Raw genomic sequence first — 20,959 nt, 5'->3', positions numbered from 1 at the left:
CCATGGATCACGCCCTTTCCTCACCGGGCCTTGGGCCCGGTATGTTTTTTCTGGAACGTGGCTGGCTGTCAGCCAATAACGTCATTTTTGTGGACGACGACAGCGCGGCCATCGTGGATACCGGCTACTGCGTCCACGCTGAGCAAACCGTGACGCTGGTTGAAAACAGCATTGGCACGCGCCCGCTCACACGCATTCTCAACACCCATCTACACAGTGACCACTGCGGCGGCAACGCTGCCTTGCAAGCCCGCTGGCCCCATCTGCAGACGTGGATAGCCCCCGGGCAGCTTCAACATGTACGCGCCTGGGACCCTGCCGCCCTGAGCTACACGCCCACGGGGCAAGAATGCCCGCGCTTTCATGCCGAACACGTGCTGGAGCCAGGCACCGAAATCAATCTCGGTCAGCAGCGCTGGCAGGTGCATGCAGCGCCGGGCCATGACCCGCACTCCATCATCCTGTTTGAGCCGCAGCAGCGCACCCTCATTTCAGCCGACGCTCTTTGGGAGAACGGCTTTGGGGTGGTTTTCCCGGAAATTGAGGGAGAGCAGGCGTTTGCCGAAGTGGCCGCCACACTGGATGTGATTGAAGCGCTGCAGCCATCGCTGGTGCTGCCAGGCCACGGCCCCAGGTTCAGCGATGTGACCCAGGCGTTGGCCATTGCACGCAAGCGCTTGCACGGTTTCATGGAAAGTCCGCTGCGCCACGCCCGTTACGCCGCCAAGGTGCTGCTCAAATACAAACTGCTGGAGTGGCAGCAACTGCCCCTGCAGCAGGTGCAGGGCTGGTGCGTCAACACCCCGTACGTGGGCATGCTGCACGAGAGGTACTTTGCAGCACAGAGCCTGGAAAACTGGCTGGGCACGCTGATTGAAGAGCTGGTCAGCAGCAAGGCCGCCGCTGTGGAGCAGCAAGACGGCGTGCTGGTACTTTGCAACCGCTGACGGCTGACAGGTTGGCTTGAGCCTCTGCTGACTCTGCTGACTCTGCTGCCTTTGACCCCGCTTACACCTTTCACGCAGCAAGCGCCACTCACACACCAGCCAGTCACAGGTTGCCGCTGGCCTTACGACCGGCTGCAAAGCCTTGGCAGACCCCCAAGGTATTGCCAAGGCTTTGTAATGAAATGCCAGAGTGGTGTCGGCGGGCCTTAAGGCAAATCAGGCGTCGCTTCCGTCAACGTCAGCTTCGGGCCAATCGTGCCTAAGCGTGCCTTCAGCGACTGGGGCTGGCCCGTAATCATGGCTGCGTAATTGGTGGCGTTGGAGAGCACCTTCTTGACGTAGTCGCGGGTTTCTGCAAACGGCACATTTTCAGCCCAGATGGCACCGTCCAAAACGGGGCCGTTGCGCCAGTTGCGCGGGCGACCGGGCCCGGCGTTGTAGCCCGCAGCGGCCAAGGCCATGGAGCCATCAAAATCATCCAGCGCCAGCTTCAGGTAGGACGTGCCAATCGTGATGTTCACATCGCGGTCGTTGATCATGTGGGGCTGAAAGTCGGTCATGCCGATCTTCTTGGCCGTCCATCTGGCAGTGGCAGGCATCACCTGCATCAAGCCCGATGCCCCGACATGCGAGCGCGCATCCATGATGAACCGGCTTTCCTGTCGAATCAGCCCATACACATACGCCGGGTCCAGCCCAATGCTCTTGGAGCGTGCAATCACCGCGTCATGGAAAGGCATGGGAAAGCGCTGGTTCCAGTCAATCACATCGCGCGTGCGTTCGCTGGTGTTGATGCAGCGGTCCCATATCTGCGCCTTGCAGGCCAGATCGGCAGCGGCCAGCAGTTCGCGGTCGTTCATGCCACCGGGCACGTGCAGGCCCACGCTGTAATTCCATTCGCGCACTCCTTCGCTGCGCAGACCGATGCGGATGGCATACAGGGCACGCTGCAGACCGGGGTTGCTTGCAACGGCTGCCTGCTCTTGCGCAGTCGGTGGCGGTGGTGCGGGGGGCATGGTGACAGCCTGGCCCAGCTCTTCCAGCGCCAGTTTTTCGTAAAAGCCTTTCACGCTGGCAATGCTTTGCAGCAGGCGTCTGGCTTCGGCCTGCTCGGCCTCGCTCACGCGGCGGTCGTTGAGCAAGGCACGCGCCTTCCAGTACACCCATGTGCTGTCGGCCTGCATGGCAGGCGGCATGTCATCAATGGTTTTGCGTACCGTATGCCACTGACCGGCACGCAAGTTGGCGCGCACCATCCACTCCTGCGCCTCTTCGGACATGCGCTCTGGCTTGCCCACTTTGGCAAAGTAGCCCACGGCATCGCTGGACAGGCGGCGTGCGCTCACCTTGCCAATCACACCCCAGACCCAGTCACGCTCTTCTGCGCGCAACTGGTTGCCCCAGCGGGTTTCCATCAGGCTGGCGGCTTGCTCCGGGTCGTTGCTGGCCACGCGGATCAGCGCCAGTGCAGCCAGTTCACGGCGGGTATTGCCACGCACCTTGCTGGTGCCTGCCAGGTATTTGATCGGTGAGGCGAACACTTCAGCCACATGCTGCAGCGCCTCTGGCGCCACGATATCGACTGCGCGACGAGCGGCGGTCTGGCGATTGAGCTCTGCCGAAAGGCGGGCCCGCTTCCACACTTCACCCTCATCGAGCTTCTTGATCGCATACAGCTCGCTGGCCGCCTGGGTGCAGCCGTCGTCGCCGTCGCGCTGTGCGTGCCACAGGCGAGCCACTTCTTGCGGGGCATGCTCGGGCTGGCGGCGCTCAATGGTCTGCACCGCCAGCTCGTAGCAGCGCACCTCGCGGTCGTCCTGCATGCGGAACTCGGGCAACAGGCGCTCAAAGTCTGCCCACTGACGGCGCTGGCCCAGCAGCAGCAACCAGTCATTGCGCATGCGGTCTTCCTGGTAGGTGCCGCGCCAGCGTTGCAAAAATGCCTCAACTTCAGAAGGCGCTGCCGTATTGAGGCGGCTCTTGAGCTCCCAATATGCGGCCCACGGCTCCAGGGGGTGCCCTGCCGTCTGTGGCAGGAGCGTGGCCAGTCTGGCCTTATCGCCCTTGCGGGCCGCTTCCTGCATTTGCAGCAAAACATTGTCCCCTGCCGTTTGGGCAGTTGCCCACGAAACAGGAGCGCTTAAAAGTACGGCCGCGCAAAGCGGTGTCAGAATCTTGTGCCATTGCATGGGGGAATTATGTGATGGACAAAGTGGCCCTTCGGCGCACCTTGGTGCAGCAACGCCTGAATATGGCCGACCGCCTACAGCGCGCAGACGATTTACAACGCGTGATGCGCATTTGGCTGGTGGACCGACCCGATCTCGTGATAGGCGCCTACTGGCCCATCAAGGGCGAGTTTGACCCCCTGCCCGTGCTGCATCGCTGGAAAGAAGACGGTGAACTGCTGGACAAGCCCCAGCGCCGCCGCATTGCCCTGCCCGTGATCGACAAGGTCACCAAAACCATGCGTTTTCATGCCTGGCACCCCGGCTGCCCCATGGAAGAAGACGCCTACGGCATTCCCAAGCCCAAAGACACCGAGGTGCTGACCCCCACTTTGCTGTTTGTGCCCTGCGTAGGCTACGGCCCGGGCGGCTACCGGCTGGGTTACGGCGGCGGTTTTTACGACCGCACGCTGGCTAAGCTCACCCCAGCACCCCATACCGTCGGCCTTGGATTCACCCAGGGTTTCATTGAGGATTTCGTGCCGCAATCGCACGACTTGCCTTTAGATGCCATCCTGAACGACAACGGCGTCATTTGGCCGGTTTGATGGATTGTTTGCTCCCGTATGCCCATTCGTAAAAAGAAATCTGTTCCCCAGCGTCTGATTCAGCAGCGCCCTCCGCTCACGCCCATGGCCTCGCCCCTGACGCGTCAAGAGGTACAGCGCCTGCAAACCCACATGCGCAAGCACGGCCCACACAGCCTGACCCCACGCCAGCACGATGCCATCTGGGACTTTTTGTTCAACCTGCCAGAAAGCCACGCGTGGCTGTCTGACATGGTGCACCAGACCCATGCAGCTCAGGCTGGGCTGCGCCCGCGCACAAAAATAGAAGCTTAAAGCGCTTACGCCTCCTTGTTTTCAGATAGAAAAGATGCTTAAAACCAATAGGACAAAGCGTTAACAGCTACTTTTTTTAATAAGGAGTGACCCATGCTGCAGTTGTACATCGGTAACAAAAACTACTCGTCATGGTCAATGCGTCCCTGGGTGGCCATGCGCCAGCTGGGCATTCCGTTTACAGAAGTCATGGTGCGCTTTGACAGCTTTGCGCCCGGCTCACAGTTCAAGCAAACCATGCGCGCCCTGACCCCCACGCACAATGTGCCGCTGCTGGTGCATGACGGACTGGCGGTGTGGGACACCCTTGCCATTGCGGAATACCTGGCCGAAGAATTTTCCCACGCAGGCATCTGGCCCAAAGCCTTTGCCGACCGCGCACGGGCACGCAGCATCTGCGCAGAAATGCACAGCGGCTTTGGCGCCCTGCGCAGCCACTGCCCGATGAACATCGAGGCCGCTTTGCCCGAAGTGGGCGCCAGGATCTGGGCCGAGCAAGACGCCGTGCGCGCCAATGTGTCACGCCTGATCGAGATGTGGGGCACGCTGCTGCAAAGCCACGGTGGCCCCATGCTGTTTGGCAGTTTCAGCATGGCTGACGCTTTTTTTGCCCCTGTGTGCATGCGCCTGCACACCTACGCGCTGCCCCTGCCGCCAGCCATCGCGGGCTATGTTGAGCGGGTGCGGGCACTGCCAGCCGTGCAGGCCTGGATCACCGATGCGCTGGCCGAGCAGGATTTTCGCGATTTTGAAGAGCCCTACCGCACGCAGCGTTGAAGCCGCACAGCTAGGCTGCGTCTTGCCCAAGGCAGGTTAAAAGCCGGCGCAAGTGGCCTGCAGCCGGTTCAGGTGTCGATGTCGATAACGCTCAGCCTTGCCTGAACTGGTTGCGTAAAAACAGCTTGTGCCGCGCAATGTGCGCCATTTGCGCCGGGGCAATAGAGCCGCTGAGGTCCACGTCCTCTCCATTGAGCACCTCATTGCCATAGGCCATGGCCCGTGCCACCACATCTGCTTCGCTCACGCCCTGCTGCTCGGCCAGGTCCAGTGCCACACGGCGCATGGCCCGCTGCGACAGCATCCACATCGCGCCAAAGGCATCCCACGCGGCGGCGGCTTTCTTGAAGCGCTCGTGGTCGGCCAAAATCTCAGACAGCGGTTTGGACAGCACCTCCTGCAAGTCCGCCATCTGTGTCTGCAAGGCCTCCAGCTGCGCCTCTCGCTCCAAGGCAGCCGCTGCCGCATTGGCCTGTGCGTCAGGTGCTTCGGGCACTGGCACGCTGCCGTCGGGGTTCATCTGGGCAATGGTGAGAGCGTCGGCAATAGACATGGGCAGGCAAGCCAATCAGGAAAAAGATGAACAATAAAAGCCAGCAAAACACTGGCTGCACAATGGCTCAGGCGGACTGCGTGCGCTTCCAGCGCTGCCAGCCACTGGCGCGCAGCTCGCACGCGGGGCAGCTGCCACAGCCGTAGCCCCAGTCGTGCAGCACATCGCGCGTGCCCTGATAGCAGGTGTGGGTGTCGTTCACCACCAGCTCTACCAGCGCATCACCGCCCAAATCCTTGGCCATCTGCCAGGTGGCGGCTTTGTCGATCCACATCAATGGAGTTTCAATGCGCAGGCGGCGCTCCAGCCCCAGATTCAGCGCCAGCTGCATGGCCTTCATGGTGTCATCGCGGCAATCGGGGTAGCCTGAAAAATCCGTTTCACACACGCCCGTCACAATCACCTGTACACCCCGGCGGTAGGCCAGTGCCCCGGCCACAGTCAGAAACAGCAGATTGCGCCCCGGCACAAAGGTATTGGGCAACCCATCGGCCTGCATGGCAAAAGCCACCTCATCGGTCAGCGAAGAGCCGCCAATTTGCTGCAGCACATCCAGCGACAGCACGTGGTCTTGCCCCAGCTTGTGCGCCCATTGCGCAAATTGCGCACGCAACTTCTCCAGCACCTGCAGGCGCACCTGCATCTCAATGCTGTGGCGCTGGCCATAGTTGAAGCCCAAGGTCTCCACACGGTCGTATTTCGACAGCGCATGGGCCAAGCATGTGGTGGAGTCTTGTCCACCCGAAAACATTACAAGCGCTGAGGTATGCATAGGGAGAAATTACAGCACGTCCCGGCCATGCCTTGCCGCGCCTACACTTAGTGCCATGAAGATTTACAAGGTTGGCGGCGCAGTGCGCGACCGCTTGTTGCAACGTCCTTTTCACGATACCGACTGGGTCGTGGTGGGAGCCACACCGCAAGAAATGACCGCGCTCGGCTTCACCCCCGTGGGGCGCGACTTTCCCGTGTTTTTGCACCCCAGAACCCACGAGGAATACGCACTGGCGCGCACCGAGCGCAAAAGCGGCATGGGCTATCGGGGCTTTGTGGTGCATACCTCGCCCGATGTCACGCTGCAAGAAGACCTGGCCCGGCGCGACTTGACCGTCAATGCCATGGCTGCTCCGGCAGACTGGACAGGCGTTGAAGCCGTATTTGACCCCTATAACGGCCAGGCCGATCTGCAGGCCAAAGTGCTGCGCCACGTCACCGACGCCTTCCGCGAAGACCCGGTGCGCATTCTGCGCGTAGCGCGCTTTGCAGCGCGGTTTCATGACTTCACCGTAGCGCCAGAAACCTTGCAGCTGATGCGCGAGATGGTGCAGGCCGGCGAGGCCGACCACCTGGTGCCCGAGCGCGTCTGGCAAGAAATCAGCCGCGGGCTGATGGCCGCCCAGCCCTCACGCATGTTTGAAGTGCTGCGCGCCTGCGGGGCCTTGAAGGTGTTGCTGCCAGAGCTGGATCGCCTGTGGGGTGTGCCCCAGCGCGCCGAATACCACCCAGAGGTAGACAGCGGCGTGCACGCCATGATGGTGCTGGACATGGCCGCCCAGCTGGACGCCCCGCTCACGGTGCGTTTTGCCTGCCTGTGCCACGACTTTGGCAAAGGCACCACGCCCGCCGACATGCTGCCGCGCCACATTGGCCATGAGCAGCGCAGTGCACAGCTGCTCAAAGGCGTGTGCGACCGCTGGCGCGTACCCAATGACTGCAAAGAGCTGGCCGATCTGGTGGCCCGCGAGCACGGCAACATCCACCGCAGCCAGGATTTGAATGCCGCTGCTTTAGTGCGCCTGTACGAGCGCTGCGATGCCATCCGCAAGCCCGAACGCTTTGCGCAAGCCCTGTGGGCCTGTGAGTGCGATGCACGCGGGCGGCTGGGCTTTGAAGAGCGCCCCTACCCGCAGCGCCAACGTCTGTGGCAGGGCCTACAGGCTGCGCTGACGGTAGACACCGCCACAGCAGCCCAAACGGCGGCACAACGGGGACTCAAAGGCAAGGCAATTGGTGAGGCCGTAGCGTCTGTCAGAGTGCAGGCCGTGGCGGCGTGGCTGGACAGTTGAAACCACCCAGCCGCTGTTACACAAAGCAGCGCTAAAGCCAGACAAGGCGAGGGAATTCCATCAGGCACAAGGCCAGCCAGAAGAGCGAACATGTACAGGCTTTTGTCTGCAACCCTTCACGTTCAGGAATGCTGCCATGTCTTATGTTCTTCCCGGCCAGTCCGGTGCGCTGCACCAATACCAAGCCCAGTACGACAACTACATTGGCGGGCAGTGGGTACCCCCCGCCACTGGCACTTATTTTGATGTCGTGACGCCCATCAACGGCAGCGTCTACACCAAGGCTGCACGTGGCACGGCAGCCGACATTGAAAAAGCACTGGATGCAGCCCATGCCGCCGCCGATGCATGGGGAAAAAAATCGGTCACGGAACGCAGCAACATTTTGCTGCAGATTGCCGACCGCATTGACGCCAACCGCGAGCTGCTGGCCTATGTGGAAACCATTGACAACGGCAAAGCCATCCGCGAGACGCTCAATGCCGACATTCCACTGACCGCTGACCACTTTCGCTACTTTGCAGGGGCCATCCGCACCCAGGAAGGCGGCATCAGCGAGGTGGACACCGACACCGTGGCCTACCACTACCACGAGCCACTGGGCGTGGTCGGACAGATCATTCCGTGGAACTTCCCCATCCTGATGGCCGCCTGGAAGCTGGCCCCCGCACTGGCCGCAGGCAACTGCGTGGTGCTCAAACCAGCTGAACAAACCCCCATCAGCATTCTTGTGCTTGCGGGCTTGATTGGCGATTTTCTGCCGCCGGGCGTGCTCAACATCGTCAACGGTTTTGGCCGCGAGGCTGGCATGCCGCTGGCGCAGAGCAAGCGCATTGCCAAGATTGCCTTTACCGGTTCTACCAGCACCGGCCGCGTGATTGCACAGGCCGCCGCCAACAGCCTGATTCCCGCCACGCTGGAGCTGGGGGGCAAGTCGCCCAACATCTTCTTTGCCGATGTGATGGACAAGGACGACGCCTTCCTCGACAAGGCCATTGAAGGGCTGGTGCTGTTTGCCTTCAACCAGGGCGAAGTCTGCACCTGCCCCAGCCGCGCACTGATTCACGAGTCCATCTACGACAAGTTCATGGAGCGGGTGCTCCAGCGCGTGGCGGCCATCAAGCACGGCAACCCACTGGACCCCAACTCCATGATGGGCGCACAGGCTAGCAAAGAGCAGCTGACCAAAATCTTGTCGTACCTGGACCTGGGCAAGCAAGAAGGTGCCCAGGTACTGATTGGTGGCGCACAGGCCCAGCTGGGCCAGGGGCTGGAAGGCGGCTACTACGTGCAGCCCACCATCTTCAAGGGCCACAACAAGATGCGCATTTTTCAGGAAGAAATCTTTGGCCCCGTGCTGGCGGTCACCACCTTCAAAACCGAAGCCGAAGCACTGGAGCTGGCCAACGACACGCTGTATGGACTGGGTGCCGGTGTGTGGAGCCGCGACGGCAACGTGGCCTACCGCATGGGCCGCGCCATCAAGGCTGGCCGTGTATGGACCAACTGCTACCACCACTACCCGGCGCACGCGGCTTTTGGTGGTTACAAGGAATCGGGCATCGGGCGCGAGAACCACAAGATGATGCTCAACCACTACCAGCAGACCAAGAATTTGCTGGTGAGTTATTCCGAATCCAAACTTGGCTTCTTCTGATCGGCCGTCGTAGCACCCCGGATGCTTCGTTGCACCATCTCGTCGTAGCGCTGCTACTGCCTTTGATGGTGCGCCTCGCCTGCGGAGTGCTGCGGCAACCTTGAAGCCCTGCTTGAATTCAGAATCAACTGACCGTTAGCGCTTACCTTGCCTAGCAAAAGTTAGGCTTTCAAACACCACATCAAGGAGCACACCATGGTCGAACGCGTGATCGCAACGCCTGACACGCTGGCGTTGATTGATGTGCTGCGCGCCAAGCACGGGCCGCGCCTGTTCTTTCACCAATCAGGCGGCTGCTGCGATAACAGTGCGGCCAATTGCTATATCGAGGGCGAGCTGACCATCGGCCCCGGCGACCAGTACATGGGCGATATTGGAGGGCTGCCGTTTTACATGAGCACCTCGCAATTTGAGTACTGGAAACACACCCAGCTCATCATCGACGTGATCGACGGCCACGGCGGTGGCACCTTGTCACTCGAAGGACCAGAGGGCAAAGCCTTCCTCACACGCTCTCGGCTGTTTGACGATGCCGAACTGGCCATGCTGGTTCAAGAAGATGCCCATCGACGCAGCGCACAAGAGCGGGCCAAGCACTAGGATGGAGTGATTGTTACCCAGGCTTTTGCACACCCATGATCTATTTCAATCAGGCCGCAGGCGGCCTTGCGCCCGAATCATCCATCGACGCCATCACCGCCCACTTGCGCCAGGAAATGAAGCAAGGCGCCTACTACGCAGCGCAGGCAGCACAGCCCGAGGCCCAAAAGCTCTACACCTTGCTAGCGAGCCTGCTGCACTGCCAGCCCTCTGAAATTGCCCTGACTACCGGCAACAGCCACGGCTGGAACGCGATGATCACCGCCATGCCCTGGCAAGCTGGAGACAAAATACTCATTACCCGCGGGGAATGGGGCGGCAACGTAGCCATGCTGCACCAGCTGCAGCAACGCGCCGGGGTAGTGCTGGAAGAGATTCCTTGCGATGTACATGGCACGCTGGATCTGGAAGGCCTGCAGCGCAAACTGGCCGCAGACCCTCGCATCAAACTGGTGGCGCTGACCTGGGTGCCCGCCAACGGTGCCACCATTTACCCCGCCGCCGCTTTGGGAGCAATCTGCGCACAATTTGGTGTGACCTACATGATTGATGCAGCCCAGGCGCTGGGCCACATTCCTGTAGATGTACAAGCGCTGCAATGCGATGCGCTGACTGCACCGGGCCGCAAATGGCTGTGCGGGCCACGCGGAACTGGCGTGCTGTATATCCGCAGCAGCTTTCTGCCCCAGCTGCGCCCCATGGTGGTGGACCACCGCTCCTGCCCCATCACCGCCCAGGGCCCCCAATTGCGTGCCGACACCTTGGTGCTGGAGCAGTCAGAGCATGCGCTGGCGCTGCGTCTGGGCCTGAAAGTGGCGCTGGAACATGCACAGCACACAGGCTGGGCCACCCGCCACGCAGCCATTGCGCACAACGGCCAATCCTTGCGCAGCGCTTTGCAAGCGTTGCCCCATGTGCAGCTGCACGATGCCGATGCGCATGCTGCGCACAGCGGCATCGCCAGCTTTACGGTACATGGCTGCACAGCCATTGAAGTGCAAAACCACCTGGCACAGCAGCAAATCAGTGTGGCCGTGCATACACTGGGCTTTACGCCGCTGGATACGCAAGCCCGCAGCCTTGGCAGCGTGGTGCGCGCCAGCGTGAGCTGGCAAACCACGCCAGCCGAAATCAAGGCATTGCAGGCGGCCTTGTCGGCATTGGGCCAGTCCGAGGCGGCTGCGCAGTACTAGCGCAGGGGCTCAAGCCCACAGGAGTTTTTGGCCTACATGCGCAGCGAGAAAAGAAGTCGGCCGAGATCGTGAAACGCACAGGCGCGCAGGCCAATTGAGCGCCTTTCCTCCTATCAGCCAACCGCGGGCAGCGCTGCCGACTTGCAGCCAGGTACTGGCCGATGGGGCGCTGCAACAGGTTCGCACGATGGTGGAAGGCCTGAGCGCCACATCCCCACCATCGGCATAACTAGCCACATGCAAAAGGCCGCCAATCTAGGTTGGCAGCCTTTTTTTGCCCGTGGTGCTGAATGGCCTGAAGACCTTCAGCAGATCCGTACCAGCCTCTCAGGACTGCAGATACACCACATGGGTATGCATGTACTCGTAGAGCCCGTGCTTGCCATCGGCACCGCCCACGCCGGATTTGCGCACGCCGGCATGGAAGCCCTGCATGGCTTCGAAGTTCTCGCGGTTGATGTAGGTTTCGCCAAAATCGATTTCGCGCATGGCCTGCATGGCCTTGGTCAGGTCGCGCGTGTAGAGCGATGAGGTTAGCCCGTATTCACAATCGTTGGCCAGCGCAATCGCCTCATCCAAGTCCTCGACCACCTGGATCGGCAGTACCGGGCCAAAGATTTCCTTGCGCATGATCTCCATGTCCGCGCGGCAGCCAGCCAACACCGTCGGTTGGTAGTGAAAGCCGGCACCCAAATCCGCCACCTGGCCGCCGGTCACCAGTTGTGCACCATCGGCCAGCGCCCGGCGCACCTTGGCATCCACACTGTCCAGACCCTTTTGGTTGATCAGCGGGCCCATCTCCACATCGGCCTGCGCCAGCGGGTTGCCATACCGGGTGGCGGCCATGGCCTGGGCAATGCGGGCGGTGAACTCGTCGGCCACCTGGCGCTGCACATAAACCCGCTCGGCACAGTTGCAGACCTGGCCGGTGTTGATGATGCGCGAATCACGGATGGCCTTGACGGCCAGATCCAGGTCGGCATCAGCAAGAACGATGGCGGGTGCCTTGCCGCCCAGCTCTAGGTTGAGCTTGGTGATATGGGGCGCAGCCGCTGCAGCAATGCGCTCGCCGGTGCCCACGCTGCCGGTAAAGCTGATCATGTCCACCCCGCCATGGGCCGACAGCGCGCCGCCGGTGCTACCCTGGCCGTAGACCACATTGAACACACCGGCAGGCAGCTCACACTGGGCCAGCAGTTCGGTAAAGGCATGGCAGTTAATGGGGGTCTCTTCGCTGGGCTTGATGACGATGGTGTTGCCCGTCAGCAGCGCTGGCGCCATCTTGCGCGCGATCAGGAAGAACGGAAAGTTCCAGGGCAGGATGCCGGCCACCACGCCCAGGGGTTTGCGCAACAAAAAGATCTGCTCGTGGGCCCTGTCGCTGCTGATGATCTCGCCCTCAATGCGGCGGGCCCATTCGGCCATGTAGTCCAGGTAGTCGGCGGTGAAGTTCACCTCCACCTCGGCCAGGCCCAGCACCTTGCCCTGCTCTTCGGTGATGGTGCGGGCGATGCGCACCACGTTCTCGCGCAGACGGGCGGCAATGCGGCGCAGGTACTGCGCACGCTCAATTGCGGGCCGGCGGCCCCAGGCCTTCTGGGCGCTGCGGGCAGCTGCAATGGCACGGTCCACATCGGCTTGGGCTGACAAGGGCGACTGCGCCAGCAGCGCGCCCGTTGCGGGGTTACGCACTTCGTGCAGCTCGGCGCTATCGCTGAAGGCACCGGCAATGTAATTGCGCAAAACGGGGATAGATGGCATGGGGTCGTCCTCAGTAGGTGGTAGAGACAATGGCCGGTTGTGTAGGCGCACGGTAGCGCGCCAGATTGGCCAGGGCGGCCTGACGCATCAGGCTGATATCGATGGCCACAGCCACAAAGCGGCAGCCCCAGTCGGTATAGCGGCGGGCATCTTCTTCGCGTGGTGCCAAAATGCCGCAGGCCTTGCCATGGGCCAATGTGGTCTCGATGGTGCGGCGTATGCAGTCCTGCACCTCGGTCTGGCTGGCATCGCCCGCGTGACCCATGCCGGTCGACAGATCCGCCGGGCCGATAAAGACGGCATCCACTCCGTCGACTGCGGCGATTTCTGCCGCGTTCTCTACGCCCAGGCGCGACTCGATCTGCACGATGAGGCACAGCTGCTCATGTGCAGTGCGGATGTAGTCCGGCACGGCATCCCAGCGCGTGGCGCGGGTCAGGCCGCCGCCCACACCTCGTATGCCATGCGGCGGGTAGCGCATGGCCTGCACCAGCGCACGGGCCTGCTCGGCCGTCTCGACCATGGGCACCATCAGGGTCTGCACCCCGACGTCCAGCAACTGTTTGATCAGCACCGCATCGCCCTGCACGGCGCGCACCACCGGGTGGGTGGCATAGGGCGCCACCGCCTGGAGCTGGCCCAGCAAGGTGGGTACGGTATTGGGCGCATGTTCACCGTCCACCAGCATCCAGTCGTAGCCGGTGGTGGCGATGATCTCGGCCGCATAGGGCGTGGCAAAGCCGGCCCAGATACCGTAGAGCGGCTCGCTGCGACGCAGTGCGTCCTTGAAGGGATTCAATGGCAAATCCATGGAGGTCTCTCCTGTGCGGGCAATCAGTGGGTGTAGGGGCGCTGCAGTTCGCAGGCCGGGTTCAGTTCCACACCAAAACCGGGCTTGTCCAGCGCAGACAGGCGCATGCGGCCCTGTACCGGCACGGGCTCGCCCAGCAGTTGGGGGTGGAACATTGGCACGACTTCATCAGCCTTGGGTGCCATCATCAAAAACTCGGCAAAGGGGCTGTTGTGGCGCGTGGCCACAAAGTGGTAGCTGTAGACACTGGATCCATGCGGAATCACCAGAGCCTGGTGGGCATCGGCCAGTGCCGATATCTTCAGGAGTTCGGTAATGCCACCGCACCAGCCCACATCGGGCTGGATGATGTCGCAGCAGCCCATCTCCAGCAACTGGCGAAAGCCCCAGCGCGTGGCTTCATGCTCGCCGGTGGTCACCAGCATGCCGGTGGGCACGTTCTTCTTCAGGGCGGCATAGCCCCAGTAGTCATCGGGCGGCAGTGCCTCTTCGATCCACTTGAGGCCATGCGCCTGGGCGCCCTGGGCCAGACGCGTGGCGTAGTTCAGGTCCAGGCTCATCCAGCAGTCGAGCATCAGCCAGAAATCCGGGCCCACGCGCTCACGCATCGTGGCCAGCTCCTCCAGGTTGCGGCGCAGGCCTTCTTCGCCTTCGGCCGGGCCATGGTGCAGGGGCATCTTGCCGCCGATAAAGCCCATATTCTGGGCCAGGTCCGGGCGTGCGCCGGTAGCGTAGAACTGCAGCTCATCGCGCACCGCGCCGCCAAGTAGCTGATGCACCGGCTCGCCGCGCACCTTGCCCAGCAAATCCCACATCGCCAGATCGACACCAGAGATGGTGTTGATCACGATGCCCTTGCGGCCGTAGTACAGAGTGGACAGGTACATCTGATCCCAGATGCGTTCGATGTCGGTCACCTTGGCGCCTTCGAGAAAGCGCGCCAGGTGTTTCTCGACAATATAGGCCGCAGGCTCGCCCCCGGTGGTGACCGCAAAGCCGACGTTACCTGCACTGTCTTCGATCTCCACCACCAAGGTGCCCAGCACGTTGATGCCAAAGCTGCGGCGACTCTGGCGGAACTCGGGGTACTTGGACATCGGCGTGGCGATGTGGTCATCGATCCAGTGACCATCTGCCTGGTCGTGGTAATCGGCGCCTCCCCCTTTAAGGGTATAGGCGCGAACCTGTTTGATAGTGGGAATCTGGCTCATGGTTGTGTTTGCTCCTTATGCAATTTAGGCGGCGGGCGCAGTGCGGGCCCGGATGCCCAGCACCAGCAGCGCCGCCAGCACCGTGGTGCCTGCCAGCAGGTACAGGCCTGAGGCGGGTGAGTGGAAATGGCCCTCTGCCCAGTTCTTGACGATGGGTGCGACAAAACCGCCGACCGCGCCCAGCGAGTTGATCAGCGCAATGCCTCCAGCCGCAGCAGCACCAGCCAGGGTGTTGACCGGAAAGGTCCAGAACACCGGCTGCACCGCGATAAAGCCAGCAGCTGCAAAGCACAGTGCCGCCACACCCAGCAGCGGGCTGGAAAAACTCACCGAGGCGGCCATCCCGATCGCGGCCACCAGCAAGGTCACGCTGGCCACCGTGCGTGGTTTTTGGCTGCGCTGGGCAAAGCCGGGTACCCACCAGGCCGCCAGCAGGGCGCACAGCCAGGGGATGGCCGAGACCAAGCCGACCTGCAGGCCCACCTTGGTGCCCAAGAGGCCCGCAACCTGGCTGGGCAGATAAAACACCACGCCGTAGACACTGGCCTGGATCAGCAGATAGATCAGGGCCAAATACAGCACGCGCGGCTGGCACAAGGCGGCCAACAGGCTGTGCGGGTTACCGCCCTTGGCACGCTCTTCGCTGGCGATGATTTCCTGCACCTGGCGGCGCTCATCGTCTGTCAGCCAGGTAGCGTCGGCGGGGCGGTTGGTCAGGTAAAAATAGGCCCAGATACCGACGGCCACCGCCATCAGCCCCTCGACCGCAAACAGCCACTGCCAGCCGTGCCAACCACCCATGCCATCGAGCTCCAGCAGCAGGCCCGACAGGGGGCTGCCAAAGATAAAGGCCAGCGGCGCGCCGAAGTAGAAAAAGCCCATGGCTTGCGCACGGTGTGCCGCCGGGAACCAGTAGGTGAGGTACAGAATGACGCCGGGGAAAAAACCAGCCTCGGCCACGCCTAGTAGGAAGCGCAGCACATAGAAGGTGATCTCGTTGTGGGCAAACATCATCGCGGCCGACACCAGGCCCCAGGTGACCATGATGCGGCACATCCAGATGCGCGCGCCGATGCGGTGCATGATCAGATTGCTAGGTACTTCCAGCAGCGCATAACCGACAAAGAACACACCAGCGCCAAACGCAAAGGCGGCATCGCTGATGCCGGTATCAGCCTGGAAAGCCACTTTGGCAAAGCCCACATTGGCCCGGTCCAAAAAGGCCATGATGTACATCAGCAGCAAGAAGGGCAGCAGGCGCCAGGAGATCTTGGCGAGCAAAGGAGCGGGGAGTTTATTCACGACAAATCCTTAAAGACAATGCGCGGCCTGCACGCCGGCCAAACGGCGGGCGCTGCGGGAGCGTGAAAGGAGAAGGCGGCGCAGGTATCCCTCTGCACCGATTGGGCGTGGCTTGCGCTAGCGCAGTCGTGAAGCGGGTGGTCTGAAAAAGAGGTGTGCGAAGGTGGTCATGCTTGTCTCCTAAAAAGGTCATTCGTTCTTGTATTGGGCTGAATGTACGCACATGATTGATGCTTAACAAATCAGATTCCAGCCACATCCGATACCTTTTATTTATGTCTAAAAAACCCCTTTTATCGACTGCACCGCAGTTGCACCGCAGCCTGCTCAACCGCCTGCGCTACAGACACCTGCACATGCTGGTGGCACTGGGATCGAGCCTGAACTTGCACCGGGCATCCATCAGCCTGTCGATGTCGCAGCCCGCTGCCACGCGCATGCTGCGCGAGATTGAAGACATGTTTGACTGCCAGCTGTTTGAGCGCCTGCCGCGCGGCATGCGCCCTACCGCGTTGGGTCTGCAACTGGTGCGCTTTGCCGAGGCCTCACTCAACAGCCTGGACCGCTGCGCCGAGGATCTGGCAGTGCGCCGCCAAGGCGGCTATGGCTACCTGGCGATCGGCACCATCATGGGCGCGGCGCCCGACCTAGTGATGACCGCTGTGGCTCACATGAAAGCTCAGAGCCCGCAGCTGCGCCTGCGCATCATGGGCGATACCAGCGACCAGTTGCTGCGCCTGCTGGACCAGCGCCGCATTGACCTAGCCATTGCCCGACGCCGCATTGCCGGCGACAGCGAGGCCTATGACTTTGAAGCGCTGGGCAATGAGCGCTTGCTGGTGGTGGTGCGCAGCGGCCATGTGCTGGCCCGGCGCCGCAAGCTGAACTGGGAAGAATTGGTGCGCGACTGGCCCTGGATCTTGCAGCCAGCCAGCACGCCGGCCCGCATTGCCCTGGACCAACTGCTGCAAAGCCTGGAACTGCCAGTGCCCGCCGATATCACCGAGTGCAGCTCCGTCTACTCGATGCAGCAACTGGTGCAACTGACCGACGCAGTGATGCTTTTGTCCGACTCGGCCTTGAAGGACTATTTGCGCATGGGGCTGGTCAAGACCTTGCCAGTGCAGATCGATGTGCCGATGGCCCCGTTTGGCATGCTTACGCGCAAGGACCAGGAGGTCTCGCGGGAGCAGCAGAACTTTATGGACCTGCTGCGGGCGCAGGCCAAGCGCATCTCCAACTGAGCGATGTCGCCTTCCAGGTGATGCCCGGCTAAGCCCGGCGGTAGGTGGTTACTGTGTTCAGGCCATGTCCAGCGTCTACAAGTCGCTTGACAAGCCAGCCAAGGATTACGCCAGTACGCAACCACCCGCATGCTGGCCGCTACGATCTTTTTAAGCTTTCCGTGCCTTGCTGCGCCTATCGAGCACCGTCAAGCAAATGCTTGCCCAGTGCACGGCACATTGCAAAGACCTATGCACCAAGCGATGGCGGCGAGAACTTGCACTGAGCTCAGTGCAGGCTATGGCGCTTTAAGCGACCACCGAATTCACCCAGCGCACAATTTCGCCGGCAGGCAGCGCACCTGAGATACGGGCGATTTCGTTGCCGCCCTGAAAAATAATCATGGTAGGAATGCTGCGGATGCCATAAGGCGCTGCCACATGCGGGTAGGCCTCAGTGTCCAGTTTGGTCAAACGCACCTGAGGCTCCAGTTGCTGCGCAGCCTGCGCAAAAGCGGGGGCCATCATGCGGCAGGGCCCGCACCACGGAGCCCAGAAATCCACCACCACAGGCAGATGGCTACGGCCAATGTGCGCGGCAAAGCTTTCTGCATCCAGCTGCAAGGGCTCGCCCGTAAACAGGGGCTGGTGGCAACTGCCGCAAGCAGGTTGTGAAAACAAATGCGCCTGTGCCACGCGGTTGGTTTTGTGGCAATGGGGGCAGACGACGTGCAAGAGATCTTGGGTGGTCATAAACGCAGCTTAAATAGGTGACCTTGGCGCAGATGGTGCCAGCGTTCGGGTTTGCAAGTCAGACAAACTGCATTTCAAAAACAGAAGCAGTCATCGCTTGTACACCAATGATTTCAAATACAAAAGCATCTAAAACCTAGTGTTTTAGAGCCTTGGTAGCTCACTTATTAAAACAACCAGGCCATCAGCTTGATGATGCTGAACAACAGCACCGTAACCAGCACTGCGCTGGCAAAGGGAATAAAAACCTCACGCCCCAGCAAACGGAATGAAAAATCCCCCGGCAGTCGCCCCAGACCCACCCTGCGCAAGATGTCCGTGGTGCTGTTGATCAGCACCAGCACAATAAAAACCAGCAACATCCAGCGAATCATGGGTTCAGCGCTTTCGGAGGTTTACAGCCTGTGCGAGCGGTCACCATGCACAAAGCCCAGCGTGTCCCAGGCATCTACGCCCTTGGACAGGCCAATCACCTTGAACAGCTCGCCCATTTCGTGCTCCATCATCAGCTTGACGGCCATCACGCGTCCAGCGGTGTCCAGCGCATCCAGCTTGGCCTGCAGCCCGCAGTTGATGAGAAAGTGCGCCTGCGTGGTGTAGCCCAGCACATCAAAGCCTGCGTCTTGGGCGGCCACGGCGGTGCCAGTGAAGTTGACGTGAGCGGTGATGTCTTTCAGACCCAGCTCCACCAGCGGGTTGTCGTCCATCTGGTGCAGGCGGTGGCAGACCATGGTGCCCATGTGACGCTGCGGGTGGTAGTACTCCGACTCACCAAAGCCATAGTCAATCAAAAACACAGCGCCCTGCACCAAGTGTGCGCCCAGCGTGCGGATAAAGGCCTCGCCCTGCTGGTGAATCTCGGTCACGTAGTCATGCTCGCCTTGCACATCCATCGGCGGGCGCAGTTGCGTGGGCTGGTCGGCCCATACCAGCTCGCCGCCTTGCAGCGCTACCCCGCGCTCGTGCCATACGCCGCCCTTGCGTGCAAGCAGTTGCACGGGCATGGCATCCAGCACTTCGTTGCCAATCACCACGCCGCGCATCTGAGCGGGCAGCTCGCTGGCCCAGACCACCTTGGTGCCGTGCCCAGCCAGCGTGGTTTGCTGGCGTGCGCGCAACGTGCCAGACAGGTCCACGATGGTGTAGCGCTCAAGCTGCACGCCCAGACGCTGCAGCTCATCGAGCACTTGCAGCGCCAGCGCGCCCGTGCCTGCGCCAAACTCCCAGACTTCGCGGGTGCCGGTCCTGGACAAGGCCTCAGCGATTTGTACGGCCAGCAATTGCCCAAACACGGGCGAAATCTCTGGCGCAGTGACAAAATCGCTGCCCGAAGTGGGCAAAACGCCAAATTTGGCCGTGTCATTGGCGTAGTAACCAAGGCCCGGCGTATAGAGGGCCATGGCCATAAATTGGTCAAAACCAATCCATCCACCCGCTTGGGCAATGGCCTTTTCTATGTGCGAACGCAATGCGCTCGTTAAACTTGAGGGTTCTGTCATCACCCCTGCATTGTCGCCTTTGCAAAGCCCCGGCTTCGTAAAACCTGCGAAAGCACCGTGCAAAAGGGATAGTTTGACAGTCCCCGCCCACAAAAATTTACACGCAAATTGCCAAAGGATGCCGGCCTGACGCCTGTGTCTTTGCACCCACCATGTCGTCTGTCGCCACAGGTCAACGCACCATCTCGCTCACAGGGCTGCGCCTGAACGCGCGTCTGGGCATCCTCGACTTTGAGCTCGAGGCGGCCCAGCCCATCTGCGTTGATGCACAGCTGAACATGGGTGTGCAGCCCTTGCTGCCCGCCAGTGACGACATCAGCGAAGTGCTGGACTACCGACTGGCCCGCAACACCATCATCAGCACGTGCACCGCCGGTCACACCGACCTGCTGGAGCGCCTGACGGGTACGCTGGCACAGCAATTGATGGCATTGCCCGGTGTACAGGGTGTGCGCGTAAAAATTACCAAACTTGAGATTTTTGACGACTGCGAAGTTGCCATTCGCGTCGAAACCGGACAATGGTGAACCCCATGAACGCTGTGACTGAAAACCCCTGGATTGCCGAAGAAGCGGAGCAAGCAGCTCCCCAAGGCGACACTGACGCCCAAGCCAAGCCCGGCAAGATCAAGATTGAGCGCGAGCAGATCAAGCTTGAAAAACGCCTGTGCCGCGAGGTAGGCCGCGCCGTGATGGACTTCAACATGATTGAAGACGGCGACAAGATCATGGTCTGCATGTCGGGTGGCAAAGACAGCTACACGCTGCTGGACATTCTGCGCAAGCTGCAAAAGCGCGCGCCCGTGAAGTTCGAGATCGTGGCCGTCAATCTGGACCAGAAGCAGCCCGGTTTCCCCGATCACATCCTGCCCGAGTACTTCCAGTCCATCGGCGTGGACTACCACATCGAAACGCAGGACACCTACTCGGTCGTCAAGCGCGTGATTCCAGAAGGCAAGACCACCTGTGGCCTGTGCTCGCGTCTGCGCCGTGCCATTTTGTACTCGGTGGCAGACCGCCTGGGCTGCACCAAAGTGGCACTGGGCCACCACCGCGACGATATCGTGCAGACACTGATGCTGAACATGTTCTACGGCGGCCGCATGAAGGGCATGCCCCCTAAGCTGGTGTCTGATGACGGCAAGCACGTGGTGATTCGCCCCCTGTGCTATGTGCCCGAGAAGGACACCACCCGCTGGGCGCAGTACAACAACTTCCCCATCATTCCTTGCAACCTGTGCGGCAGCCAGGACGGCCTGCAGCGCGTGGCTGTGGGCAACATGCTGCGCGAGTGGGACAAGAAGTTCCCCGGCCGCATCGAGAGCATGTTCCGCGCCATGGGCAACGTAGTGACCACCCACATGATGGACCCCGAGCTGCACAACTTCAAGGACGCCAAGGCCACTGGCATTGCCGATCCCAACGGTGACATGGCTTTCGACCATGAAGAGCTGCCCACCACACCCGCACTGCCCGGCGGCGTGCAGGTGGTACAAATTAGCTAAGCCTGCGCGCCCCCATCCAAGCCCCGCTCTGC

21 protein-coding genes are annotated in these 20,959 nt (G+C 61.2%); 11 read left to right on the top strand and 10 right to left on the bottom strand.

The genetic code is table 11. The annotated features are described in order from the left end of the window. The first annotated feature begins 2 nt into the window (after positions 1–2). Positions 3–947 carry an MBL fold metallo-hydrolase gene (locus H9646_RS07325; RefSeq protein WP_191722688.1) on the top strand — a complete coding sequence of 315 codons (945 nt, stop codon included), beginning with the start codon at positions 3–5 and terminating at the stop codon, positions 945–947. 206 nt (positions 948–1,153) lie between these two features. Here H9646_RS07325 and H9646_RS07320 read toward each other — a convergent pair whose 3' ends face one another. Further along, entirely contained in the window at positions 1,154–3,136 is a 1,983-nt protein-coding gene (locus H9646_RS07320; protein WP_191722687.1) for a lytic transglycosylase domain-containing protein, read from the bottom strand. Positions 3,137–3,150: 14 nt separating this feature from the next. Here H9646_RS07320 and H9646_RS07315 point away from each other — a divergent pair, with 14 nt between their 5' ends. From H9646_RS07315 to H9646_RS07305, 3 genes are all read left to right on the top strand, one after another. After that, positions 3,151–3,723 carry a 5-formyltetrahydrofolate cyclo-ligase gene (locus H9646_RS07315; RefSeq protein WP_191722686.1) on the top strand — a complete coding sequence of 191 codons (573 nt, stop codon included), beginning with the start codon at positions 3,151–3,153 and terminating at the stop codon, positions 3,721–3,723. An 18-nt stretch (positions 3,724–3,741) separates the two neighbouring features. Next, positions 3,742–4,017 (top strand): hypothetical protein, encoded by a 276-nt coding sequence (locus tag H9646_RS07310; RefSeq protein ID WP_191722685.1) that lies wholly within the window; start codon positions 3,742–3,744, stop codon positions 4,015–4,017. A gap of 93 nt (positions 4,018–4,110) precedes the next feature. Then, positions 4,111–4,794, top strand: a complete 684-nt coding sequence (locus H9646_RS07305) for a glutathione S-transferase family protein (RefSeq protein WP_191722684.1) — start codon at positions 4,111–4,113, stop codon at positions 4,792–4,794. 91 nt (positions 4,795–4,885) lie between these two features. On the opposite strand, the gene H9646_RS07300 is transcribed toward H9646_RS07305, so the two are convergent. Continuing rightward, positions 4,886–5,347, bottom strand: a complete 462-nt coding sequence (locus H9646_RS07300) for a hypothetical protein (protein WP_191722683.1) — start codon at positions 5,345–5,347, stop codon at positions 4,886–4,888. A 67-nt stretch (positions 5,348–5,414) separates the two neighbouring features. Next, positions 5,415–6,119, bottom strand: coding sequence for a 7-cyano-7-deazaguanine synthase QueC (gene queC, locus H9646_RS07295; protein ID WP_191722682.1), 705 nt, complete (start codon positions 6,117–6,119; stop codon positions 5,415–5,417). Positions 6,120–6,174: 55 nt separating this feature from the next. Here queC and H9646_RS07290 point away from each other — a divergent pair, with 55 nt between their 5' ends. The 4 genes from H9646_RS07290 to H9646_RS07275 all read left to right on the top strand — a co-directional run bounded on the left by H9646_RS07290 (position 6,175) and on the right by H9646_RS07275 (position 10,863). Next, on the top strand, positions 6,175–7,413 hold the full coding sequence (locus H9646_RS07290; protein WP_191722681.1) for a multifunctional CCA addition/repair protein: 1,239 nt from the start codon (positions 6,175–6,177) through the stop codon (positions 7,411–7,413). Between the two features lie 136 nt (positions 7,414–7,549). Then, positions 7,550–9,070, top strand: coding sequence for an acetaldehyde dehydrogenase ExaC (gene exaC / locus H9646_RS07285; RefSeq protein ID WP_191722680.1), 1,521 nt, complete (start codon positions 7,550–7,552; stop codon positions 9,068–9,070). Positions 9,071–9,265: 195 nt separating this feature from the next. Beyond that, complete coding sequence (locus H9646_RS07280) at positions 9,266–9,670, top strand: DUF779 domain-containing protein (protein WP_191722679.1); 405 nt, start codon at positions 9,266–9,268, stop codon at positions 9,668–9,670. Positions 9,671–9,705: 35 nt separating this feature from the next. After that, positions 9,706–10,863: an aminotransferase class V-fold PLP-dependent enzyme gene (locus tag H9646_RS07275; RefSeq protein WP_191722678.1), complete on the top strand. Its 1,158-nt coding sequence runs from the start codon at positions 9,706–9,708 to the stop codon at positions 10,861–10,863. A gap of 327 nt (positions 10,864–11,190) precedes the next feature. Here H9646_RS07275 and aldA read toward each other — a convergent pair whose 3' ends face one another. The 4 genes from aldA to H9646_RS07255 are packed head-to-tail and all read right to left on the bottom strand — an operon-like array spanning position 11,191 to position 15,948. After that, a complete protein-coding gene (gene aldA, locus H9646_RS07270) occupies positions 11,191–12,624 on the bottom strand; it encodes an aldehyde dehydrogenase (protein ID WP_191722677.1) in 1,434 nt (477 codons plus the stop codon). A gap of 10 nt (positions 12,625–12,634) precedes the next feature. Then, positions 12,635–13,435 (bottom strand): aldolase/citrate lyase family protein, encoded by an 801-nt coding sequence (locus tag H9646_RS07265; protein WP_191722676.1) that lies wholly within the window; start codon positions 13,433–13,435, stop codon positions 12,635–12,637. 23 nt (positions 13,436–13,458) lie between these two features. Further along, complete coding sequence (rhmD, locus tag H9646_RS07260; protein ID WP_191722675.1) at positions 13,459–14,646, bottom strand: L-rhamnonate dehydratase; 1,188 nt, start codon at positions 14,644–14,646, stop codon at positions 13,459–13,461. Between the two features lie 24 nt (positions 14,647–14,670). After that, the gene (locus tag H9646_RS07255) at positions 14,671–15,948 is read right to left on the bottom strand and encodes an MFS transporter (RefSeq protein ID WP_191722674.1); all 1,278 of its coding nucleotides are present in this window, start codon (positions 15,946–15,948) and stop codon (positions 14,671–14,673) included. Between the two features lie 275 nt (positions 15,949–16,223). Here H9646_RS07255 and H9646_RS07250 point away from each other — a divergent pair, with 275 nt between their 5' ends. Then, on the top strand, positions 16,224–17,192 hold the full coding sequence (locus H9646_RS07250; RefSeq protein WP_225214034.1) for a LysR family transcriptional regulator: 969 nt from the start codon (positions 16,224–16,226) through the stop codon (positions 17,190–17,192). Positions 17,193–17,480: 288 nt separating this feature from the next. Here the strand turns inward: H9646_RS07250 and trxC are convergent, their stop codons facing one another. From trxC to H9646_RS07235, 3 genes are all read right to left on the bottom strand, one after another. Next, positions 17,481–17,924, bottom strand: coding sequence for a thioredoxin TrxC (gene trxC, locus H9646_RS07245; RefSeq protein ID WP_191722672.1), 444 nt, complete (start codon positions 17,922–17,924; stop codon positions 17,481–17,483). A gap of 167 nt (positions 17,925–18,091) precedes the next feature. Then, the gene (locus H9646_RS07240) at positions 18,092–18,298 is read right to left on the bottom strand and encodes a DUF2905 family protein (protein WP_191722671.1); all 207 of its coding nucleotides are present in this window, start codon (positions 18,296–18,298) and stop codon (positions 18,092–18,094) included. 21 nt (positions 18,299–18,319) lie between these two features. After that, positions 18,320–19,423 (bottom strand): class I SAM-dependent methyltransferase, encoded by a 1,104-nt coding sequence (locus H9646_RS07235; RefSeq protein ID WP_225214033.1) that lies wholly within the window; start codon positions 19,421–19,423, stop codon positions 18,320–18,322. A gap of 152 nt (positions 19,424–19,575) precedes the next feature. Here H9646_RS07235 and H9646_RS07230 point away from each other — a divergent pair, with 152 nt between their 5' ends. Together H9646_RS07230 and ttcA are read left to right on the top strand one after the other, a co-directional pair. Beyond that, the gene (locus H9646_RS07230; RefSeq protein WP_191722670.1) at positions 19,576–19,950 is read left to right on the top strand and encodes a dihydroneopterin aldolase; all 375 of its coding nucleotides are present in this window, start codon (positions 19,576–19,578) and stop codon (positions 19,948–19,950) included. A 5-nt stretch (positions 19,951–19,955) separates the two neighbouring features. Continuing rightward, positions 19,956–20,927, top strand: coding sequence for a tRNA 2-thiocytidine(32) synthetase TtcA (gene ttcA, locus H9646_RS07225; RefSeq protein ID WP_404813087.1), 972 nt, complete (start codon positions 19,956–19,958; stop codon positions 20,925–20,927). Positions 20,928–20,959 lie beyond the last annotated feature (32 nt).

It is taken from the genome of Comamonas avium, assembly GCF_014836675.1.
In the GTDB taxonomy this organism is placed as follows: domain Bacteria; phylum Pseudomonadota; class Gammaproteobacteria; order Burkholderiales; family Burkholderiaceae_C; genus Comamonas; species Comamonas avium.
Note: the sequence above shows the minus strand (reverse complement) of the source record. Positions and strands in the feature narration are given on the sequence as shown.

Excerpts from the sequence above, each read along its gene's own strand:
- H9646_RS07325 (WP_191722688.1), top strand. The coding sequence starts at position 3 with ATGGATCACGCCCTTTCCTCACCGGGCCTTGGGCCCGGTATGTTTTTT.
- H9646_RS07320 (WP_191722687.1), bottom strand. The coding sequence starts at position 3,136 with ATGCAATGGCACAAGATTCTGACACCGCTTTGCGCGGCCGTACTTTTA.
- H9646_RS07315 (WP_191722686.1), top strand. The coding sequence starts at position 3,151 with ATGGACAAAGTGGCCCTTCGGCGCACCTTGGTGCAGCAACGCCTGAAT.
- H9646_RS07310 (WP_191722685.1), top strand. The coding sequence starts at position 3,742 with ATGCCCATTCGTAAAAAGAAATCTGTTCCCCAGCGTCTGATTCAGCAG.
- H9646_RS07305 (WP_191722684.1), top strand. The coding sequence starts at position 4,111 with ATGCTGCAGTTGTACATCGGTAACAAAAACTACTCGTCATGGTCAATG.
- H9646_RS07300 (WP_191722683.1), bottom strand. The coding sequence starts at position 5,347 with ATGTCTATTGCCGACGCTCTCACCATTGCCCAGATGAACCCCGACGGC.
- queC (WP_191722682.1), bottom strand. The coding sequence starts at position 6,119 with ATGCATACCTCAGCGCTTGTAATGTTTTCGGGTGGACAAGACTCCACC.
- H9646_RS07290 (WP_191722681.1), top strand. The coding sequence starts at position 6,175 with ATGAAGATTTACAAGGTTGGCGGCGCAGTGCGCGACCGCTTGTTGCAA.
- exaC (WP_191722680.1), top strand. The coding sequence starts at position 7,550 with ATGTCTTATGTTCTTCCCGGCCAGTCCGGTGCGCTGCACCAATACCAA.
- H9646_RS07280 (WP_191722679.1), top strand. The coding sequence starts at position 9,266 with ATGGTCGAACGCGTGATCGCAACGCCTGACACGCTGGCGTTGATTGAT.
- H9646_RS07275 (WP_191722678.1), top strand. The coding sequence starts at position 9,706 with ATGATCTATTTCAATCAGGCCGCAGGCGGCCTTGCGCCCGAATCATCC.
- aldA (WP_191722677.1), bottom strand. The coding sequence starts at position 12,624 with ATGCCATCTATCCCCGTTTTGCGCAATTACATTGCCGGTGCCTTCAGC.
- H9646_RS07265 (WP_191722676.1), bottom strand. The coding sequence starts at position 13,435 with ATGGATTTGCCATTGAATCCCTTCAAGGACGCACTGCGTCGCAGCGAG.
- rhmD (WP_191722675.1), bottom strand. The coding sequence starts at position 14,646 with ATGAGCCAGATTCCCACTATCAAACAGGTTCGCGCCTATACCCTTAAA.
- H9646_RS07250 (WP_225214034.1), top strand. The coding sequence starts at position 16,224 with ATGTCTAAAAAACCCCTTTTATCGACTGCACCGCAGTTGCACCGCAGC.
- trxC (WP_191722672.1), bottom strand. The coding sequence starts at position 17,924 with ATGACCACCCAAGATCTCTTGCACGTCGTCTGCCCCCATTGCCACAAA.
- H9646_RS07240 (WP_191722671.1), bottom strand. The coding sequence starts at position 18,298 with ATGATTCGCTGGATGTTGCTGGTTTTTATTGTGCTGGTGCTGATCAAC.
- H9646_RS07235 (WP_225214033.1), bottom strand. The coding sequence starts at position 19,423 with ATGACAGAACCCTCAAGTTTAACGAGCGCATTGCGTTCGCACATAGAA.
- H9646_RS07230 (WP_191722670.1), top strand. The coding sequence starts at position 19,576 with ATGTCGTCTGTCGCCACAGGTCAACGCACCATCTCGCTCACAGGGCTG.
- ttcA (WP_404813087.1), top strand. The coding sequence starts at position 19,956 with ATGAACGCTGTGACTGAAAACCCCTGGATTGCCGAAGAAGCGGAGCAA.